Source organism: Parabacteroides distasonis, from assembly GCF_004793765.1.
In the GTDB taxonomy this organism is placed as follows: domain Bacteria; phylum Bacteroidota; class Bacteroidia; order Bacteroidales; family Tannerellaceae; genus Parabacteroides; species Parabacteroides distasonis_A.
The window spans coordinates 1-13,731 of the sequence record NZ_SRYM01000075.1 but is presented as its reverse complement, the minus strand read 5'-3'; the positions used below and the strand labels follow the sequence as shown (position 1 = coordinate 13,731).

13 protein-coding genes and 1 pseudogene are annotated in these 13,731 nt (G+C 48.7%); 12 read left to right on the top strand and 2 right to left on the bottom strand.

The window, feature by feature from the left end:
• Window positions 1–164 (top strand): annotated as a pseudogene (locus tag E5342_RS19880) (conjugal transfer protein MobA); the annotation flags it as partial.
• Between the two features lie 225 nt (window positions 165–389).
• Here E5342_RS19880 and E5342_RS17675 read toward each other — a convergent pair.
• A complete protein-coding gene (locus tag E5342_RS17675; protein WP_135959966.1) occupies window positions 390–1,286 on the bottom strand; it encodes a helix-turn-helix domain-containing protein in 897 nt (298 codons plus the stop codon).
• A 20-nt stretch (window positions 1,287–1,306) separates the two neighbouring features.
• A complete protein-coding gene (locus tag E5342_RS17670) occupies window positions 1,307–2,212 on the bottom strand; it encodes a helix-turn-helix domain-containing protein (RefSeq protein WP_135959965.1) in 906 nt (301 codons plus the stop codon).
• A gap of 224 nt (window positions 2,213–2,436) precedes the next feature.
• On the opposite strand from E5342_RS17670, the gene E5342_RS17665 reads away from it, so the two are divergent.
• The 11 genes from E5342_RS17665 to E5342_RS17615 form a co-directional block, all read left to right on the top strand.
• Entirely contained in the window at window positions 2,437–2,976 is a 540-nt protein-coding gene (locus E5342_RS17665) for a flavodoxin family protein (RefSeq protein ID WP_135959964.1), read from the top strand.
• 15 nt (window positions 2,977–2,991) lie between these two features.
• Window positions 2,992–3,570, top strand: coding sequence for a DapH/DapD/GlmU-related protein (locus tag E5342_RS17660; protein ID WP_135959963.1), 579 nt, complete (start codon window positions 2,992–2,994; stop codon window positions 3,568–3,570).
• Between the two features lie 3 nt (window positions 3,571–3,573).
• Complete coding sequence (locus tag E5342_RS17655) at window positions 3,574–4,824, top strand: DUF418 domain-containing protein (RefSeq protein ID WP_135959962.1); 1,251 nt, start codon at window positions 3,574–3,576, stop codon at window positions 4,822–4,824.
• Entirely contained in the window at window positions 4,821–6,242 is a 1,422-nt protein-coding gene (locus tag E5342_RS17650) for an MATE family efflux transporter (RefSeq protein WP_135959961.1), read from the top strand. The genes E5342_RS17655 and E5342_RS17650 overlap by 4 nt, the downstream gene beginning before the upstream one ends.
• Before the next feature lie 127 nt (window positions 6,243–6,369).
• Window positions 6,370–7,431, top strand: coding sequence for an alpha/beta hydrolase (locus E5342_RS17645; protein WP_135959960.1), 1,062 nt, complete (start codon window positions 6,370–6,372; stop codon window positions 7,429–7,431).
• Between the two features lie 196 nt (window positions 7,432–7,627).
• Window positions 7,628–8,323, top strand: a complete 696-nt coding sequence (locus E5342_RS17640; RefSeq protein WP_135959959.1) for a flavodoxin family protein — start codon at window positions 7,628–7,630, stop codon at window positions 8,321–8,323.
• Between the two features lie 20 nt (window positions 8,324–8,343).
• Window positions 8,344–8,907 carry a cyclophilin-like fold protein gene (locus E5342_RS17635; RefSeq protein WP_135959958.1) on the top strand — a complete coding sequence of 188 codons (564 nt, stop codon included), beginning with the start codon at window positions 8,344–8,346 and terminating at the stop codon, window positions 8,905–8,907.
• Between the two features lie 13 nt (window positions 8,908–8,920).
• Window positions 8,921–9,787, top strand: a complete 867-nt coding sequence (locus E5342_RS17630) for a DUF3737 family protein (protein ID WP_135959957.1) — start codon at window positions 8,921–8,923, stop codon at window positions 9,785–9,787.
• A 9-nt stretch (window positions 9,788–9,796) separates the two neighbouring features.
• A complete protein-coding gene (locus E5342_RS17625; protein WP_135959956.1) occupies window positions 9,797–10,975 on the top strand; it encodes a MalY/PatB family protein in 1,179 nt (392 codons plus the stop codon).
• A gap of 114 nt (window positions 10,976–11,089) precedes the next feature.
• Complete coding sequence (locus E5342_RS17620; protein WP_135959955.1) at window positions 11,090–13,399, top strand: hybrid sensor histidine kinase/response regulator; 2,310 nt, start codon at window positions 11,090–11,092, stop codon at window positions 13,397–13,399.
• Window positions 13,392–13,731: response regulator (locus tag E5342_RS17615; protein ID WP_135959954.1), on the top strand; the 340-nt coding region annotated here is incomplete at its 3' end. The genes E5342_RS17620 and E5342_RS17615, both read left to right, overlap by 8 nt.

The following is a 13,731-nucleotide window of genomic DNA, read 5'->3' as shown; positions in this document are numbered from 1 at the left end:
ACAATCAAGTCGTGAAAGAATTGCGCATTCATTTCTTGGAGAAAAAGGCGATGGCGTTGCTCTACAAGCTGGAGAAACATACCATCGACCTTGTGAAACTGAGCCGGGAGATCGTGGAGCTTTCAAGGGAGATGTATGCCAAGTGGGAACAACAGAAGGAATAATTCCATAACAGACCAAGCGCCCGCGTAAGTGAGCGAAGTTCGTCAGACAGCTTCATTGCCGGCCATGCCATCATCAGACGTCTAAGATTATATGCAAAATGAAAACTGATGGAAAAGAATAAAAATATAACTCTTAATTAAGTAGGTATTTGATACAAATGACTATAATTGGCGTTTAAATCCTACTTAATTTTATTCAACTCTTGCATCAGAAAAAACATTATTCTAATTCAACGAACACCTGTACTCATTCGGTGCAATGCCCGTAATCTTCTTGAACAACAGGCTGAAATATTGCACACTGTTATAGCCCAACTGCCTTGCAACGATGGCCGGAGTGTTTTCTGTTTTGAGCAACATCCTTTTAGCTGCTTCAAGCCGTTTCAGTTGGAAATATTCATCTAATGTTTTGCCGGTCTCGAATTTTAACAAATCGTTGAAATAAGGGACAGAAAGCCCCAGCCCTGTGGCGCAGTAGTCCGACGTCGGCAATATGGAGTCACGTAACCTGCCGGAAGCAATGTAGTTATCAAGCAGGTTTTCCAGCTCCTCAAGTACCGTTTTGTTCTTATTCTCGCGTGTTATGAACTGCCGCTCGTAGAAACGGGTGCAATAATCCAGCATCAACTCGATATGCTGCGAGAGAATGGTCGCAGTGTGCGTGTCGATGGCGTGGTGCAGCTCCTCTTCAATATTTTCAAGACAGCATGTAATGGTTGCCGTTTCCCGCCCGGACAAATGCAATGCCTCTTCTTTGTTGTAAGAAAAGAACGTGTAATTCTTGATATGATTTTTCAGTGAGGTGCGATACAGCAAATCGGGATGAAACGCCAACAGCCACCCCTTGTCCGGCAGCACGCCAGCTTCACTCATGCGGAAAACTTCTCCGGGCTTGAGAAATACCATCGTGGCATTGGAGTAGTCGTAATATTTGCGGCCGCAGCAACAACAGCCGTCCGTACATTCCTCGATGAGCAGCACGGCGTAAAACTCAAATTTCACAGCCTCCTGTTCCAAATCCGGATGTTCCAGATTGATGATGCTTGCCTGGGGATGCAGTGTCTTGCATCCCAAACGGCGGTTGCATTCGCATACGCTCTTTATGTCCAACGTATCTTTCATCTCCTCTTTCATCTGCCCTTTCAGCTAATCATCCTTGCGCGGTATTCATTCGGTGTGCATCCTTCCCGTTTCTTGAACAGACGGCACAGGTGCTGCGGATATTGAAATCCCAATGTATATGCTATTTGACTTACAGTATCTCGGGTGCCGACAATACGGTCTTTTGCTATTTCGATTACTTTCTCCTGAATATATTCCTGCGGCGTCTTACCGGTCTCTTTCTTTAGCATGTCTCCGAAATAGTTGGGAGAGAGACATAATTTGTCGGCGAAATATTTCACAGAGGGAAGCCCGTCACGCTCGGCGGCAGGTCCCTCGAAATATTCATCCAGCAGATATTCGAAACGGGTCAGTACATCTCGATTGCTTTTGCTGCGTGTGATAAACTGGCGTTCGTAGAAACGCATGCAGTAACCGAGCAGCAATTCGATATAAGTGGCAATCAGTTTTTTGCTGTGTTTGTCAATGCCATGCTCCAGTTCTTTCCGGATGATGTTCAGGCAGTCCAATATGATTGTCTGTTCCTCTTCGGATACGTGCAACGCTTCGTTGACCTCATACGAGAAAAATGTGTAGCTCTTTATCGTTTTACTCAATGATGTACCGCGAAGCAAGTCGGGGTGGAACAGGATTCCATAGGCATTTGTCTGAATGCTTGTGACCGTGGAAGTCGTTTCGGCCGTTTGTCCTGGGGCGAAACAGACAATGGTTCCTTCTTCGTAGTCGTACTTCTGGCGGCCGTACTTGATGTCGCAGGACTTTTCCAATTTCAGGAACAGGGCATATAGACCATAGTTCAAGCGTATAAAATCCACCCCGCGTGTCGCTTCATTGAGGTTGACCACGCTGACCAACGGGTGCAAGGTTTCGATACCATACAATTGATTGTACTGGTCCACATTATCTAAATTGAGTATTTTATCCATATCTCTGTATTTTCATTTTCTCTTTTCTTTCATTACACAAAATTAGAGGATTATACGGATTTTACCATAACCTCAATTACGGATAATATAACCTCAGATACAGATTTTACACATTCTCCCCGGAAATTATGTAATTGGGGTTATAATATCTGTAATTCATCTACCGTCCTGTCTTATGGTTCCCGCTATTTTTGCACTTAAAAAAACAAATGAACATATAAACCATGTCGAAAAATATTCTTATTTTATCGTCCAGCCCCCGTCGTGGCGGCAATTCGGACACGCTTTGCGATGAGTTCATGCGCGGAGCCATAGAGAGTGGAAATCATGTAGAGAAGATTTTCCTGCGAGACAAGGACATACATCCCTGCATGGGGTGCAGTGTATGCAGCCAGTACAAGAAACCCTGTCCGCAGAAAGACGATGCGGCGGAAGTAATTGAGAAGATGCTTGCTGCGGATATCATCGTAATGGGGACACCGGTCTATTTCTATGCCATGAGCGCACAGATGAAAATGATGATAGACCGTTGTTGCGGACCTTATACCGAGATGAGAAACAAGGAGTTTTATTTTATAGCCACAGCCGCCGAAGAAGATGAAACGATTATGGAACGTATTGTTGCCAATTTCATGGGATTCCTTGACTGTCTGGAAAATCCGATGGTGAAGGGGACCCTGTTTTGCGGCGGCGTATGGCATGTGGGAGAAATCAAAGGAAACCCGAAATTGCAGGAGGCATACGAAATGGGGAAACTGGTATAAGGAAAGGAGCGGATTATGACACTGGACGAATTTCTGAATCATATCGAGGCCGGCGGTGCGCTCAATACGCCGGAAATTTACCGGCTGATGGATGAAATGAGCGACGCAGCCCGGCGCATCACCTGCGAGATAAACAACTCGTATCATTCACAGGAGGAGTTGCATGTATTGATGTCACGCCTGCTCGGCAAACCCGTGGAGGAAACATTCAAGATGTTTCCTCCGTTCTACACCGATTTCGGCAAGAATATCACCATCGGGCGCAATGTCTTCATCAACGCCTGTTGCCATTTTCAGGATCATGGCGGCGTGACATTGGGCGACGGTTGTCTCATCGGGCATAATGTGGTGTTCGCCACGCTCAACCACGGCACAGCTCCCGAAGACCGGGGGGCGATGTATCCGGCCCCTATCCGTTTAGGCAAAAACGTGTGGGTCGGTTCCAACTCTACCATCCTGCGGGGTGTGACCGTGGGTGATAACGCCATTATCGCTGCCGGGTCGGTAGTGACGAAAGACGTGGCGGCCAACACGGTTGTAGGAGGCGTACCGGCAAAGTCTATCCGAAATATTGACAGGAATGAAAAGCAATAGTTTATGGAACCGGAATCAGTAACCAACCATACAGCCATCCCTATCAGTTCATCCGAGCGGTACGCCATACTGGACGTGCTGCGCGGATTGGCCCTGTTGGGTATCGCGCTGGCCAACTTCCCTGAGTTTTCGTTGTATTCCTTTCTTCCGGTTGAAGCTGCGGGTGCCATGCCTACGGCTGGAATCGACCGTATCGTGCGTTACCTGCAATACATCTTTATCGACGGCAAATTTTACACGATATTCTCGCTGCTGTTCGGTATCGGTTTCTCCATCATCATTACCAATGCGGCAAGAAAGGGTGCCAACGGTTTCCGCATCTTCTATAGGCGCATGTTTGTCTTGATGCTGATAGGATTTCTGCACCTGATGTTTCTTTGGAGCGGCGATATACTGATGTTGTACGCCTTGCTCGGTATGCTGCTGCCATTGTTCCGCAATCTTCCCAACCGGGCGTTGCTGGTGTGGGCATTCGTTTTGATGGCGATACCTGTAGTTGTGGATTTTGCCGTGGAATTGTCCGGTATATACCCGTCGGCATCAGTGGTGGAACTTCAACAATTCTATTGTAACAGATACGGCATTACGGACGAGAACTTCGCCTATTGGCTGCGCGATGCGAAACATTATAGCGGAACCTTCGAGTTTTTGATACAAGGGGCGCTGGTACGTGTCCAGGAATTTATCGACGGGAACCGTTACTTCAAAGTGATGGGACTGTTCCTGTTGGGCTTTTGCATCGGGCGTAATCGCCTCTATGCCAATTTGTCCGACCTCGTGCCGCAACTGAAACGCATCGCCTGTTACGGATTCATTGTCGGGTTGCCGCTGTCGTTCATCTATGCGTGGAGTGCTATGAACGGTCGCCCGTGGGGATGGGGCACGCACGCCGTACTCTATTTCACCAGCGTTTTTCCGCTGGGTTTCGCCTATGTGGCCGGTATATGCCTTTGTTACCTCCGGCGTCCGCAATGGAAAGGTTTCCGTTTCTCCGCCATGTCGGGACGCATGGCACTTACCAATTACATCGGTCAATCGGTATTCGGGATGTTGCTTTTCTACGGCATCGGTTTTGGTTTTGGTGCCGGTGTGGGATTAGTTTACGTAGTTCTGATTGCTGCCGGAGCATGGATTGTGCAGGCGCTGTTCAGCAGTGTCTGGTTGCACTTATGTCAATTCGGTCCGTTGGAATGGATTTGGCGGATGTTCACTTACGGAAAGGTGTTCAAACTCATCAAAGAACGGAACGGATGACGGCACAGGCTGACAAAACAAACGCCCTGCTTGCGTCAATCCGTGACGGTAAACCGATGACGTTGCGGCAACGGCTACGCCTGACCGTGCTGCTCAGCGTTCCTGCTGTCATCGTACAACTTTCTTCCATTGTCATGCAGTATATCGATGCGGCGATGGTGGGACACCTCGGAGCCGAGGCTTCGGCTTCCATCGGACTGGTATCGACGACCACATGGCTCTTTTGGGGGCTATGTGTGGCGGCTGCCACCGGATTCTCCGTACAAGTAGCGCACAGAATCGGAGCGGGCGACATGCAGGGAGCACGTGCCGTATTGCGGCAATCATTGACCGCCACACTTGTTTTCAGCCTGTTATTAGCCGTACTTGGTGCAGCAATCAGCGGTATGCTTCCCGGTTGGTTGGGAGGTGATATTTCCATTCGCCATGATGCGTCGCTCTACTTCTTTATCTTTTCGCTCTTCCTTCCTGCCTTGCAGATGAATTTCCTTGCAGGCGGCATGTTGCGTTGCAGCGGCAACATGTACGTGCCGAGTCTGGCAGGTGTGGCAATGTGCATACTGGATGTCGTTTTCAATTTTTTTCTGATTTTCCCTTCACGCGAATGGCACGTGGCAGGAGGCTCTTTCACGATGCCGGGTGCCGGATTGGGAGTGGAAGGTGCGGCGTTGGGTACGGCTGCTGCCGAAGCGGTGGTTGCCGGGATATTGCTGCGGTATCTTTGGATGCGTTCCGATGAATTGAAACTGACGGGAGAGCAAGGGAGTTTCCGGCCGAGAACAGCGACCTTGAAAAAGGCTATACATATCGGTCTTCCGATGGGTATAGAGCATATCGTCATTTGCGGTGCGCAAATCATGACGACGGTTATCGTGGCACCGTTAGGTGTCTTCGCCATCGCTGCCAACTCGTTTGCCATCACCGCCGAGAGCCTTTGCTATATGCCCGGTTACGGGATTGCGGATGCTGCCACGACGCTGATCGGGCAAAGTATCGGTGCCGGCCGCTGGAAGCTAACACGCAGTTTCGCCCGCATCACCGTATTTATGGGAATGGGTATTATGGGATTGATGGGCGTACTCATGTATCTGTTCGCGCCCCAGATTATCGGATTGATGACACCCGTTGGGGAAATCCGGGAATTGGGCGTGATGGCCTTGCGCATCGAGGCGTTCGCCGAGCCGATGTTCGCGGCTTCGATTGTCGCTTACGGGGTCTTTGTCGGGGCGGCTGACACGCTTGTTCCATGCCTGATGAATTTTTTCAGCATCTGGGCGGTGCGTCTGTCATTGGCCGCGATGCTCGCTCCTACGTTGGGTCTGAAAGGCGTATGGATTGCCATGTGCGTCGAGTTGTGTTTCCGGGGCATGATTTTCCTTGTCCGCCTAAAACGGGAACGGTGGATGAAAAAGGTATGAAACGACCGGCTTCTGTAATTGGGGTTATAACATCTGTAATCCATCTACCAAGCCTCTCTGTAATCTCCTGTAACTTTGCAAAGAAAAAAGAGAACAAGAAACAATAAACATCAAAATCACAGCGATTATGAAACGCATGACAATTTTAACTGCCGCTTTCCTCTGCCTTTTCGCTCTGACGGAAAGCACGGCACAGAACAATCAAAGTAGCAGAAATATGGAAGAACTGAATTTGACGCAGGAATGGGACAAGACATTCCCGAAGAGCGATAAGGTAAACCATAGCAAGGTGACCTTCGTCAACCGTTATGGCATCACGCTCGCCGCCGACCTGTATGTACCGAAAACGACCGCCAAAGGGAAACTGCCGGCTATCGCTGTCAGCGGTCCGTTCGGGGCAGTAAAGGAGCAGTCATCGGGGTTGTATGCCCAGACACTTGCCGAACGGGGATTCCTGACGATTGCTTTCGATCCATCGTTCACGGGCGAAAGCGGCGGACAGCCCCGCAGCGTGGCTTCACCGGACATCAACACTGAAGATTTCTCGGCTGCGGTGGATTACCTTGCGACACGTCCGGACGTGGATGCCGAACGTATCGGCATAGTAGGTATTTGCGGCTGGGGCGGATTTGCCATCAATGCGGCTGCCAATGACACACGCATCAAGGCAACGGTGGCTTCCACGATGTACGACATAAGCCGCTGTTCGGCAAACGGCTATTACGATGCAAATAACAATGCAGACGCCCGCTATGAGATGCGCCGTCAACTGAGTGCCCAACGCACGGAAGACTATCGGACCGGTACTTATCCCCGCACCGTGATGAACCCGGAACCTGCCGATGACGCGCCGAAGTTCATGAAGGATTATTACGACTATTACAAGACTGAACGAGGCTATCATCCCCGTTCCATCAACTCCGGACTGGGCTGGAACAAAACCTCCAATCTTGCGTTTCTCAACGCGCCTATCCTTGCCTATAGCAATGAAATCCGCAGTGCCGTACTGCTCATTCATGGAGAGAAAGCCCACTCCCGTTATTTCAGCGAGGATGCCTTCAAGAAACTGAAGAGTGATAACAAGGAACTGATGATTATCCCCGGTGCTGTGCATACGGACTTGTACGACCGGACGAATATCATTCCGTTCGACAAACTGGAGCAATTCTTCAAAGAATACTTGAAATAAAGATTGAATCCACTATAAAGCCGGAATAAAAGCGATAGCACCTGCCACTGTCATCAAGTTGGCAGGTGTTTTTTTATATAATCTGTAATTGGGGTTATCTTCTCTGTAATTCATCTACCGTGTCGCTTGCAGTTTCAATCTAATTTTGCAATATGAAAATCAGAAGAATAATTACTTGAAACAAGAATTGTCAGATATGGAAAGAAGAATATTTTTAAGAAATAGTTTGCTGACTGCTGGCGGCGTATTGCTTGGAGGGTCGGCTATCTTCCGTTTTCTGAAAGAGAGTAAACCGGAAGAAGATTTTCGTCCCACGACAGTCGAGACAATATGCCAAGGTAACGGGAAAAATGTCCTTGTACTGATGAGTGCTGGTACGCGACAAGGCAATACGGATCATCTGACCGATGCCTATATCAAAGGGCTGTCCGAGAAGGGACATAGCGTGACGAAAGTGTATCTGGGCAGTATGCGCATGGCGGGATGCCGGGGATGCGGAGCTTGCCAGCGTAACGGGAACCGTTGCGCCGTACAAGACGACATGCAACGACTTTATCCGCTTTTTGCTGCATGTGATACACTCGTGATGGCCTCGCCACTTTATTTTTGGACGATTACGGCGAGACTGAAATCCTTTATCGAACGTCTATATGCCATTTCCGTCGAGGATAAGTATCCTGAGAAAGAGACCGTGCTGCTTATGACCGCGGGAGACAATAGCGAGCATACTTTCGACCAGGCTTTGGGTTATTTTCATATCATCAGCGGCGTGTTGGGAGGAAAAGAGGTCGGAACTTATCTGGCGGGCGGTTGTACGGGATGTGAGAATATAGCTCGTCAAATAGCACCTGAGCATCTTGAAAATGCCTATAAAATGGGATTGGAATTATAAACCTTAAAATAGAACAAGATATGAACAGATGTATTATTGTCATGGTCTTGCTGCTTGTGACAGCCACATCCGCACTGACAGCTTGTAGTCCTGACGATGAACCTATAACAGAAAATCCGGTGACTCCCGTTCCTAATCCCGAAGAACCGGGAAATAACGACAATTCCGGAAACGGAAATGACGATAGCGGGAATGGCAATGAAAATAATGGAGGAGAAAACGAAATGAACAGAAACATTACAGTCCGGGCAGGCGGCCGCAGCTTCGCTGCCACCCTTGAAGACAATGCCACGGCACGTGCCTTTGCCGCTCTGCTGCCAATGACGGTAACGATGAACGAGATGAACGGCAACGAGAAATACCATTACCTGTCTGAAAATCTGCCTACAGACAGTAACCGGCCGGGGACAATCCGGAACGGGGATTTGATGCTCTACGGTTCCAATTGTCTCGTCCTTTTCTATGAAACGTTCTCTTCGTCTTACAGCTACACTCGTTTAGGGCGGCTCGATGATCCGTCAGGGCTGGCTTCTGCTCTCGGGCGAGGCAATGTGACCGTAACTTTTGAAACCAGTAATAACTAAAACAATATCTCAAATGAAACTTATTAAAGATACTGAGTTCGGGGGCGAACGTCCCTTGTTCGAATCCCATGACCTCCGTCTGGAGAATGTGATTATCCGTGCCGGAGAATCGGCCATCAAAGAGTGCAGCAACATCGAAGCGTTCGAATGCCGTTTCGAGGGTAATTATCCTTTCTGGCATGTACACGGCTTCAAAATCGACCATTGTTATTTCAATGTTGGAGGCCGCTCGGCCCTGTGGTATTGTGACCACCTGAAAATGACCGACACGATTATTGATGCGCCGAAGATGTTCCGCGAGATGGACGAAATAGACATCGAGAACGTAACGATGAACGATGCCGACGAGGTATTCTGGCGTTGCAACAACATCCGCATCAAGAACCTCAAACTGCATGGGGGCACTTATCCTTTCATGTTCAGCAACAACATTTATGTGGACGGACTGGAAAGTGACAGCAAATATGTATTCCAATACGTAAAGAATGTGGAAATTCATAATGCCAAGATTACGACGAAGGATGCGTTCTGGGAGGTGGAGAACGTGACCATCTACGATTCGGAACTCAACGGCGAGTATCTCGGCTGGCACTCGAAGAACCTGCGTCTGGTGAACTGCCACATTACGGGTGAACAACCGCTCTGCTATGCACACGACCTGATACTTGAAAACTGTACTTTCGGACCGGATTGTGACCGGGCATTCGAGTACAGCACTTTGCAGGCCGATATTCGCGGAGCCATCACGAATATCAAGAACCCGATGTCGGGACGCATCGTGGCCGACGAGTTCGGTTCAATAACCATAGACGAGAACATCAAGGCTCCCGCCGATTGCGAAATACAACTCCGGGACGAGCGTACTTGTTTTACCGATTAAGGCGAAGATATGAAGTACGACTTCGATGAACATATTTCGCGGCGGGGAACCGGTTCCTACAAATGGGACAGTGCCGAGAGCGAACATGTATTGCCGATGTGGGTGGCTGATATGGATTTCCATACAGCCCCCGCTATCGTCGATGCTTTGCGCCTACGGGTGGAACACGGTATTTTCGGTTATACCCGTGTGCCCGACAGCTACTATGACGCTGTTACGGGCTGGTTCGCGCGACGTCACGGTTGGAAGATGGACCGTGAATGGATAATTTACACATCGGGCGTAGTGCCGGCAGTATCGGCAATCATCAAGGCGTTGACCGTGCCGGGTGACAAGGTGCTGGTGCAGACTCCCGTCTATAACTGTTTCTTTTCGTCCATCCGTAACAATGGGTGCGAAATGGTCTCTTCTCCGTTGGTTTTTGCTGATAATACTTACACGATTGACTACGAAGATCTGGAGCGTAAGGCCGCCGACCCCAAAGTGAAGGTGATGCTGTTGTGCAATCCTCACAATCCTGCCGGAAGGGTCTGGAAACGTGAGGAACTGGTACATATCGGCAAAATCTGCATCCGTCACGGCGTTACGGTCGTTTCGGACGAAATTCACTGTGAACTGGTCTTCCCGGGACACCGTTACACCCCGTTTGCCTCTGTTTCGGAAGATTTCTTGCGACATTCCGTCACCTGCATATCTCCCAGCAAGGCGTTCAATATCGCCGGATTGCAGATTGCGAACATCGTCTGCGCCGATGCCGACCATCGGGCAAAAATTGACCGGGCTATCAACGACAATGAGGTATGCGATGTCAATCCGTTCGGGGTAATTGCTACTCAGGCGGCTTACAACGAAGGGGAAGAATGGCTAAACCAACTCATCGAATATCTGCACGGCAATTATCTCTATATGTGGGAGTTCTGTCGTGAGCATTTGCCGGAATTTCCTGTTACGGTATTGGAGGGGACATACCTCGTCTGGATGGATTGTCGCAAACTTTGTATATCCTCGGAGGAACTTGAACGACGATTGGTCGCTGAAGCCGGATTATGGCTCAATGCCGGAACGATGTACGGCGCAGAGGGTGAAGGGTTCATGCGCTGGAATATTGCCTGCCCGCGTGATACGCTGACAGACGGTTTGAAGTGTTTTGTGAATTTTGTAAAAAATCTTAAATGGTTACATACGTAATCTTGCCAATAGTATTTAGGGGTAATTCGATGATTTCCTTTTTGCAATTGTTATAATATTAAAAATATTTTATGATTATAAAAATTGAATCATGCTTGTAAAGCAACAAAATAAATGATATTAATTCGAAGAATAATAGCTTCCGGTTATTTGCTGATGACATTATTAATAGTGTGTATAGCATACACTTGGCATAAGGAATGGCAAGAAGTTGAAAATCTTGAATCCAATAATCGGCAAATAGACGAGTTCAGGAAAGAGATAAACGACATCCATATTCTACTGATAGAGTTTTCTTTATTGGGTGAAACGATATTGGAATGGGATAATGACGATTTGGAACATTACCATGCCCGGTGTATGGCAATAGACAGTATGCTGTGCCGTTTCAAAGTTACCTATCCGGCAGAGCGTATCGACAGTGTGCGCAATCTTCTTGATGATAAAGAACGACAGATGCGCCAAATTGTGCAGGTACTTGAACAGCAACAAGCCATCAACGATAAGATCACTCGTCAAGTACCCGTAATCGTACAGAAAAGTGTGCAGGAACAGCCGCAAAAACCGAAGCGGAAAGGATTTCTCGGCATATTCGGCAAGAAAGAAAAGCCAAAGCTAACCGTGACCACAACAATGCTCCGTTCCCTTAACCGGAATATCATAGCGGAACAACAGACGCAAAGCCGCCGTTTGTCGGAACATGCCGACAGTCTTACTACACGAAATGCGGAACTCAATAGACAACTGCAAGGACTGATTATTCAAATAGAGGAGAAAGTTCAAGCAGACCTGCAAAAGAGGGAAAGCGAGATAGCCGCCATGCGGGAACGGTCGTTCATTCAGATTGGCAGCTTGACAGGATTCGTTATACTGCTATTGGTCATTTCTTATATCATCATCCATCGAAATGCAAACCGCATCAAGCGATACAAACAAGATACGACGGATTTAATCGGACAATTGCAACAAGCGGTGGAGCAAAACGAGGCACTGATAACCTCCCGCAAGAAAGCCGTGCATACCATCACCCATGAGCTGCGCACACCGCTGACAGCAATCACAGGCTATGCCAGGTTGATGCAGAAAGATTGTAACACGGACAAAATCAAGGTGTATGTTCAAAATATCCGGCAATCCTCCGACCGTATGCGCGAAATGCTCAACACCCTGCTGAGTTTCTTCCGGCTGGACAATGGCAAGGAGCAGCCGAATTTCTCTCCTTGCCGGATTTCGGCAATCACGCACATTCTTGAAACGGAGTTTACGCCCATCGCCATGAACAAAGGACTATCGCTGACAGTGAAGAACGTATGTGATGCCGTTGTGCTAACTGACAAAGAGCGAATAATCCAAATCGGGAACAACCTGTTGTCAAACGCCATCAAATTCACTGATAGCGGTGGTGTATCTTTGACGGCTGATTATGATAACGGTATTCTGAAAATTATCGTCGAAGATACGGGCACAGGAATGACCAACGAGGAACAGCAACGCGTGTTCGGCGCGTTTGAACGTCTGTCAAACGCCGCCGCAAAAGACGGCTTCGGACTGGGACTGTCCATCGTTCAGCGTATCGTGACAATGCTTGGCGGTACGATACAGCTGGAGAGCGAGAAAGGCAAAGGCAGCCGTTTCACGGTGAAAATACCCATGCAGACAGCCGGGGAACTGCCGGAAAGGATAAATCAGACAAGGATTCATCATGACCGTGCATTCCATGATGTGATTGCCATCGACAATGACGAGGTACTTCTCCTGATGCTTAAAGAAATGTATGCACAGGAAGGCGTACACTGCGAAACCTGCACCGATGCTGCGGAATTGATGGAAATGATACGCCGGAAAGAATACAGCCTGCTTCTGACGGATCTGAACATGCCGGAAATCAACGGCTTCGAGCTGCTGGAACTGCTGCGCACCTCCAACGTTGGCAATTCAAGGGATATCCCGGTAGTCGTGATAACCGCTTCGGGCAGTTGCGGCAAAGAGGAACTTATAGAACATGGATTCACAGAATGCCTGTTCAAGCCGTTCTCCATATCTGAACTGATGGAGATTTCAAATAAATGTGCTATGAATGCGGCACAAAATGAAAAGCCGGATTTCACCTCCCTGCTATCCTACGGCAATGAATCCGTCATGCTGGAGAAACTAATTACGGAAACCGAGAAAGAAATGCAGGCGGTACGGGAGGCGAAACAACGCAAAGACCTTCAGGAGCTGAACGCACTTACACACCACCTGCGCAGCTCGTGGGAGATACTCCGTGCCGACCAACCGTTAAGGGAACTATACAAATTGCTTCATAGCGAAGGCACGCCTGACGATAAAACAATTGGCAATGCTGTAAAAGCTGTGCTGGATAAGGGTTCGGAAATCATCCGGTTGGCAAGAGAAGAAAGGAGAAAATACGAAAATGGATAAGACAAAAATCATCGTGGTGGAGGACAACATCGTGTATTGCGAGTTTGTCTGCAACCTGCTGGTGCGGGAGGGATTCCGCACCGTGCAGGCTTTCCACCTCTCAACTGCAAAGAAATATCTGCAACAGGTCGCAGACGGGGACATCGTGGTTTCCGACCTGCGCCTGCCCGACGGCAACGGTATCGACCTGCTGCGCTGGATGCGCAAGGAAGGTATGATGCAGCCGTTCATTATCATGACCGACTATGCCGAAGTGCATACGGCGGTTGAAAGCATGAAACTCGGCTCGCTGGACTACATACCCAAGCAGCTTGTGGAAGACAAGCTCGTCC

Excerpts from the sequence above, each read along its gene's own strand:
- E5342_RS17675 (WP_135959966.1), bottom strand. The coding sequence starts at position 1,286 with ATGAAAGATACGTTGGACATAAAGAGCGTATGCGAATGCAACCGCCGT.
- E5342_RS17670 (WP_135959965.1), bottom strand. The coding sequence starts at position 2,212 with ATGGATAAAATACTCAATTTAGATAATGTGGACCAGTACAATCAATTG.
- E5342_RS17665 (WP_135959964.1), top strand. The coding sequence starts at position 2,437 with ATGTCGAAAAATATTCTTATTTTATCGTCCAGCCCCCGTCGTGGCGGC.
- E5342_RS17660 (WP_135959963.1), top strand. The coding sequence starts at position 2,992 with ATGACACTGGACGAATTTCTGAATCATATCGAGGCCGGCGGTGCGCTC.
- E5342_RS17655 (WP_135959962.1), top strand. The coding sequence starts at position 3,574 with ATGGAACCGGAATCAGTAACCAACCATACAGCCATCCCTATCAGTTCA.
- E5342_RS17650 (WP_135959961.1), top strand. The coding sequence starts at position 4,821 with ATGACGGCACAGGCTGACAAAACAAACGCCCTGCTTGCGTCAATCCGT.
- E5342_RS17645 (WP_135959960.1), top strand. The coding sequence starts at position 6,370 with ATGAAACGCATGACAATTTTAACTGCCGCTTTCCTCTGCCTTTTCGCT.
- E5342_RS17640 (WP_135959959.1), top strand. The coding sequence starts at position 7,628 with ATGGAAAGAAGAATATTTTTAAGAAATAGTTTGCTGACTGCTGGCGGC.
- E5342_RS17635 (WP_135959958.1), top strand. The coding sequence starts at position 8,344 with ATGAACAGATGTATTATTGTCATGGTCTTGCTGCTTGTGACAGCCACA.
- E5342_RS17630 (WP_135959957.1), top strand. The coding sequence starts at position 8,921 with ATGAAACTTATTAAAGATACTGAGTTCGGGGGCGAACGTCCCTTGTTC.
- E5342_RS17625 (WP_135959956.1), top strand. The coding sequence starts at position 9,797 with ATGAAGTACGACTTCGATGAACATATTTCGCGGCGGGGAACCGGTTCC.
- E5342_RS17620 (WP_135959955.1), top strand. The coding sequence starts at position 11,090 with ATGATATTAATTCGAAGAATAATAGCTTCCGGTTATTTGCTGATGACA.